Annotated in this window: 7 protein-coding genes; all 7 read left to right on the top strand. The window is 34.0% G+C overall.

The window, feature by feature from the left end:
* The first annotated feature begins 177 nt into the window (after window positions 1-177).
* Window positions 178-462, top strand: a complete 285-nt coding sequence (locus GO621_RS18455; RefSeq protein WP_157569831.1) for a hypothetical protein — start codon at window positions 178-180, stop codon at window positions 460-462.
* A gap of 8 nt (window positions 463-470) precedes the next feature.
* Window positions 471-668 (top strand): hypothetical protein, encoded by a 198-nt coding sequence (locus GO621_RS18450; RefSeq protein WP_157569828.1) that lies wholly within the window; start codon window positions 471-473, stop codon window positions 666-668.
* Between the two features lie 228 nt (window positions 669-896).
* On the top strand, window positions 897-1,361 hold the full coding sequence (locus tag GO621_RS18445; RefSeq protein WP_157569826.1) for a DUF4265 domain-containing protein: 465 nt from the start codon (window positions 897-899) through the stop codon (window positions 1,359-1,361).
* Between the two features lie 1,076 nt (window positions 1,362-2,437).
* Window positions 2,438-2,962 carry an STM3941 family protein gene (locus tag GO621_RS18440; protein ID WP_157569824.1) on the top strand — a complete coding sequence of 175 codons (525 nt, stop codon included), beginning with the start codon at window positions 2,438-2,440 and terminating at the stop codon, window positions 2,960-2,962.
* Window positions 2,963-3,197: 235 nt separating this feature from the next.
* Window positions 3,198-3,869, top strand: a complete 672-nt coding sequence (locus tag GO621_RS18435; protein WP_157569822.1) for a hypothetical protein — start codon at window positions 3,198-3,200, stop codon at window positions 3,867-3,869.
* Between the two features lie 242 nt (window positions 3,870-4,111).
* Window positions 4,112-4,699 carry a hypothetical protein gene (locus GO621_RS18430; protein WP_157569820.1) on the top strand — a complete coding sequence of 196 codons (588 nt, stop codon included), beginning with the start codon at window positions 4,112-4,114 and terminating at the stop codon, window positions 4,697-4,699.
* Window positions 4,700-4,947: 248 nt separating this feature from the next.
* On the top strand, window positions 4,948-5,340 hold the full coding sequence (locus GO621_RS18425) for a hypothetical protein (protein ID WP_157569817.1): 393 nt from the start codon (window positions 4,948-4,950) through the stop codon (window positions 5,338-5,340).
* The last annotated feature ends 202 nt before the right edge of the window (window positions 5,341-5,542 follow it).

Below are 5,542 nucleotides of genomic sequence, written 5' to 3'. Positions count from 1 at the left end.
CTGACAGGTTACAATTTCAGCTTTTGTTTTGCTATTTTGCTTTAGTTTCGGCTGAAGGAAGAAAATTTAGCTGATAAAAGAAGTATCAACATTTGATTATTAATTTAACTTTAGTTTTCGGCTGACGAGTTTCAAATTCCAGTTCTTCGCCAAGCCCTTTCCGTTGTGTGTCATGCTATGAGCGAACCAATTAACATAGAGGAAATAATTAACCTTGTAAGACAACAAGAGCCAGACCGACAAGACATTATTGAAGCCTTACAAAAATGTTCTGTTGGACAATGGACAAGTAATGGTTATTATCGTTTTGTTGACGGCAAGAATGCGAATGAGCCAAATGCAGAATGGCAACATGACGAGTGCATTGTACTTGAACAAGACGACAAAGGCGACATAGTTCTTGACTTACTCAAAGATGGACGAATTGGAGGTATTGAATTTATAAACCTTATTGACAAATAGGAATTTCTATGACACCAGAAGACCTAAATGTTTCATGCTGTTTTTGCGGACAAGGTTTGTTATATAAAGACGCTGCTGAAGTTTCAGTTTGCCTGACAAGTAACATTGAAGAAGTGCAAGGACTTTATGCCCACACAAGTTGTTTTGACAAGGCTTTACATGAAAGTGTTCCAAGACTACTTGACAACCTTACTAATGCAGAATAAGCACGAACACACAACAAGGGTATTGCTGCAATTTGGGCTGGACGTTGTAAGCATCGGCAGCAGTAAAAAGATCAGCTTCACTTCCGGCTTGACGTTATAAATTTGGCTATTGAACAAAACATCAATAACAGTACAGCTATCAGCAGCAGTTCCGGCGTGACGATTTTCAAATGCCCAAACTGCAGCAATACCTGTTCGTTGTAGGCAACTGTAAGACCGACCTAAATTATGACAACAGCAGACGAGAGATTTGTAAAAATCCTTTTTAGGTTTTACAGCGACGTATTAGACGAATGGATTGTTGAAACATTGTGGGCTGAAATTGTAGATGCAAACAAAGGACTTTATAAAATTGACAGCATTCCATTTTTTGCTTCGATTACTTCTGACGACATTGTTTTTGCAGAATATGACGATACGGAAAAGATGTTGACTTATAAAGAAACGATTGAGTATTCCGGTAATTCGCTTATACAAGTTGTTATCTTGGACGAAACTTTTACAACAAATGAAATCCGCGATATTTTTAATTCTTTAGACTGCAAATCTGAAAAGTTTAAAGAAGGTTACTTTGTAATAGAAGTTCTTGCTGACAAAAATTACGAACCGATTAAACAAAAATTATCTGAACTAAAAGACAAAGAAATTATAGCTTATGCAGAACCAGTTCTTTCTGAACAGCATCAATATTAAAAGAGAACAGCTGCCTACAACATTGGTTTGGCAAAAAACTGGCTGACGAATGTTTCATCAACTTTTGTTTAACTATTTTGCTTCAGTTTCAGCAGAAGGAACAAAATTTAGCTGTAAAAGAAGCATCAACATTTGGATATTAATTTAACTTTGGTTTTCGGCTGACGGGTTTTAAATGCCAGTTCTTCGCCAAGCCTTTTCCGTTAGGCGCAATTTGTGTTTTCGCCCGGTAAAGTTTGCTAAAGATTTTTTTGTCCCAAAAAAGCAAAAACACAAAAAGCGGCTAACATGGGTTTGGCAAAAAACTGGCTGACAGGTTACAATTTCAGCTTTTGTTTTGCTATTTTGCTTTAGTTTCGGCTGAAGGAAGAAAATTTAGCTGATAAAAGAAGTATCAACATTTGATTATTAATTTAACTTTAGTTTTCGGCTGACGAGTTTCAAATTCCAGTTCTTCGCCAAGCCCTTTCCGTTGGCTGCAAGCTTTATGAAACCACGTAAACTCATATTAACATTTGGACTTCTTACTGTTGGACTTTTAGTTATAACTTATTTTCGTCAACAGCATTACAACAATTGGTTATGCGGGCCATTTTTGATTTTAATAGGACTTATCTTAATAGTTTTTCAAAGCATAATTCTTTTTGCTTCTTGGACAAGAAATTTTGATAAAATAGGAATAACAATTACAATAGTAAGTTTAATACTTTTAATTATTTACATCTTAGGATTTGTAAATTTCTTGACAAATTGCAGCTAATAAACTTGTTAAATACATGGGACACTAACTTGGATAAACTGTAAAAATTTTTAGATCAATAATTTGTACTAGCCTGACAGCCAACATTGGTTTGGCAAAAAACTGGCTGACGAATTAAACATCAACTTTTGTTTTGCTATTTTGCTTCAGTTCCGGCTGACGGAACAAATTTAGCTTGTAAAAGAAGCATCAACTTTTTGTTATAAATTTAGCTTCGGTTTCGGCGGAAGGATTTCAAATATCAGTTCTTCGCCAAGCCTTTTCCGTTGGCTGTAATATCATCAAGACTCTACCGAATGCCATTATTAAAGAGGTAATGACAGAAATTAAGCTTTACAAAAGACCATTAAAAGGGCTAAAAATAATTGCTCTTACAATTCCATTTATTGTAATCGGAATTTGGATGATAAATAAAGAACCAATTGGGACAAGTGATTATACAATGGGTTGGCTCTGCACTTGCTTTTTTGCACTTGGTATTCCGGTAGGACTGTTTCAGACATTTGACAGAAGACCACAAATAATAATTACTGAAAATGGAATTTGGGATAGAACGACAAAACAAGACGAAATTAGATGGGAACAAATTAAAGGTGCTTATCCCTTGGACATTTACAAACAAAAATTTGTATCTCTTGTGGTTGACGACACATTTGTTTTAAAGAAAAATTTATACAAATGGGCAGCAAAAATTAACGAAGCAATAGGTGCACAGAAAGTGAATTTACTAATTAGTCAACTTAAAATTGATGAACACGTGATGACAGAGTTTATTATCGAAATTATTGCAATCGAAAAAGAAAATAGACAGAATATCATTAAAAAATACTTTGACACTTAATCAGCAATTAAGATACTACAGCCAACATTGGTTTGGCAAAAAACTGGCGGAAGGAAGCAATTGAACTTTTATTTTACTATTTTGCTTCAGTTTCGGCCGACGGAATAAAATTTAGCCGGTAAAAGAAGCATCAACATTTAATTATAAATTTAACTTCGGTTTTGGCGGACGGAATGCTATTGCCAGTTCTTCGCCAAGCCTTTTCCGTTGGCTGTAATACAATGACACCTTCAAAATGACAAGACTTCATCTCTTTACAGCTATAATTATTTCTTTTCTTTTAGGGTGTAATGAGGCTGTAGATAAGTCACTGGTTGGCGATGCAGTAAAATTGAACTCGCCTTACAGCAACTTTTCCCTTTATAGATACCACATTGAAAGCTCAATGGCTTTCGGTTCTGGTTTTACAGTATTGAAAATCTTACCTTTTGACGAGAAATGCGATTACACTGATAGAGATTTTTTCATATTTAGTGATAATAGTTACCCATTCTTCATCAAATGGAAAAACAAGGACACATTATTCGTAAAATGCCTTCTCGATAATGGTGCCCTTGCTAACAAACAACCAATAAAAACAGATATACAAAAATGGAAAGATTGGACTTTTGAGGTCGAATATTATTCAATGTATTCTTCAGGAACTAACGGAGATTATTCGATTAAAAGCTATAAGGAAGATTTGAACTTGGTTCGATTTAAATCTGATCGTGATGCACTTGTATTTAAAAAGAATGAGTTAATTTTAGAGTTAGACACTAACAAAATTTCGTTAAGCACATTTAAAGTTGATACATTTAAATCAAAGACAGGATTATCTTTTAACGATTATAAGTTAAGAATGAATAAAAATTATAGAATTAATGATTTTAAGGAATTGCAACCATTCATCGTTACAAATCCATAAGCGTACTACAGCCAACATTGGTTTGGCAAAAAACTGGCTGACGAATTAAACATCAACTTTTGTTTCGCTATTTTGCTTCAGTTTCGGCAGAAGGAACAGAAATTTAGCTGATAAAAGAAGCATCAACATTTGAACTTTTATTTAACTTTGGTTCCGGACTGACGAGTTCCAAATGCCAGTTCTTCGCCAAGCCCGAAACGTTGTGTGCAATTTTCGCCAGACCTAAACCTTAAAAATTATAAATGAAAAAGTACCTTCTTATCTTAACTGTATTTTTATTTTCCTTCACTTTCTTAAATGATCCAGTTGACAGACTTGGTGTAAAAGGACCTTTAACTTTTAATAAAACAAATTTTAATCTTGCCTGGACGGACAAGCCAAACAGCAGTTATTATATTCAGGAATATTTGCCGTCAGGAGAAAAAGTTGAAAAATTCAATGAAATGTTAACAATTCATTTGTTTAACACAGATATTAGTCTTAAAGATGCTGTACAGCAAAAAATTAAAGAACTTAACGACCGTAAAAAGACTGACCCAACTTGCAACTTTATGGTTAATGAAAGTCCAGATGGTAAAGAAATTATGGTTGATTTTTTAATTGGTGAAAGCAAAGATGATAAAATGAGCATTGCTGAATTTAACGTTTATCGTTACAAGCAAGTTGACCTTGGCGAAAAGAAAAAAGGAATTCTTGTTTATGCTTATTCAAAGCGAGCTTATGATGATGGTATAACTTCGTTTTATAAAAATATAAATGATAGCAGGACTGATTTTCTTAATGCAATGATTGGTTCTGAAATGCCTACTGTTCAAATTATTGATAAATAAAACTGCACATAACATTGGTTTGGCAAAAAACTGGCTGACGGATTAAACATCAACTTTTGTTTTGCTATTTTACTTCAGTTTCAGCTGAAGGATTAAAATTTAGCTGATAAAAGAAGCATCAACATTTGGATATTAATTTAACTTTGGTTTGGAGCGGAAGGGTTTTAAATTCCAGTTCTTCGCCAAGCCTTTTCCGTTGTACGCCATTTGACAGGAAAACCTCATTTTCGAATAGAAATTAAAATTGAATGACTCTGCAGAAAAAAATAAAGTCCGATTTATTCGTTAGTGCCTTGATTTTTTGGTGCTTTATTTCAGTAGTAGGGTATTTATTTGCATTTTCTAAAAGTGAAGGAACAATAGGGAACGGAACTATTTTTAATTTAATTGCAGACTATACGCTTTATGCCTTCCCTCTAATCTTTCTATCAGATTTTCTTAAACTTACTAATTTTGTTGGTCTCTTTGTTTTGCTTGGGACAAATATTTTAATCTATTCTTTTATTTCGACAGCACTTTTTTCAAGCCTAGTAGTAAAATTCAAAAATTATAAACCTTTTCTTGCAACATATTATTCTGCAATGGCAGTACTTATTGTGATTTTTATCCATTTTGTTTATTTAATATCGTCAAGCTCCTGAAGCTAAACGGCGTACAACAAGAGTATTGCCAATAGTGGGGCTGGACGTTGGAGCAATCAGCAGCATATCGCTTGTCAGCTTTGGTTCGGGCTTGAAGGAACTCTTTTGAACTTAAGAATAAATTACTCATCTTTGAATAAATAATGAACTTCGGTTGCCAGGCGGAGGTTTTTCAACTTTCCCACCATCGGCAATACTTGTT

Source organism: Mucilaginibacter arboris (genome assembly GCF_009754915.1).
In the GTDB taxonomy this organism is placed as follows: Bacteria; Bacteroidota; Bacteroidia; order Sphingobacteriales; family Sphingobacteriaceae; genus Mucilaginibacter_A; species Mucilaginibacter_A arboris.
This window is presented reverse-complemented; position numbering and strand designations above follow the sequence as displayed.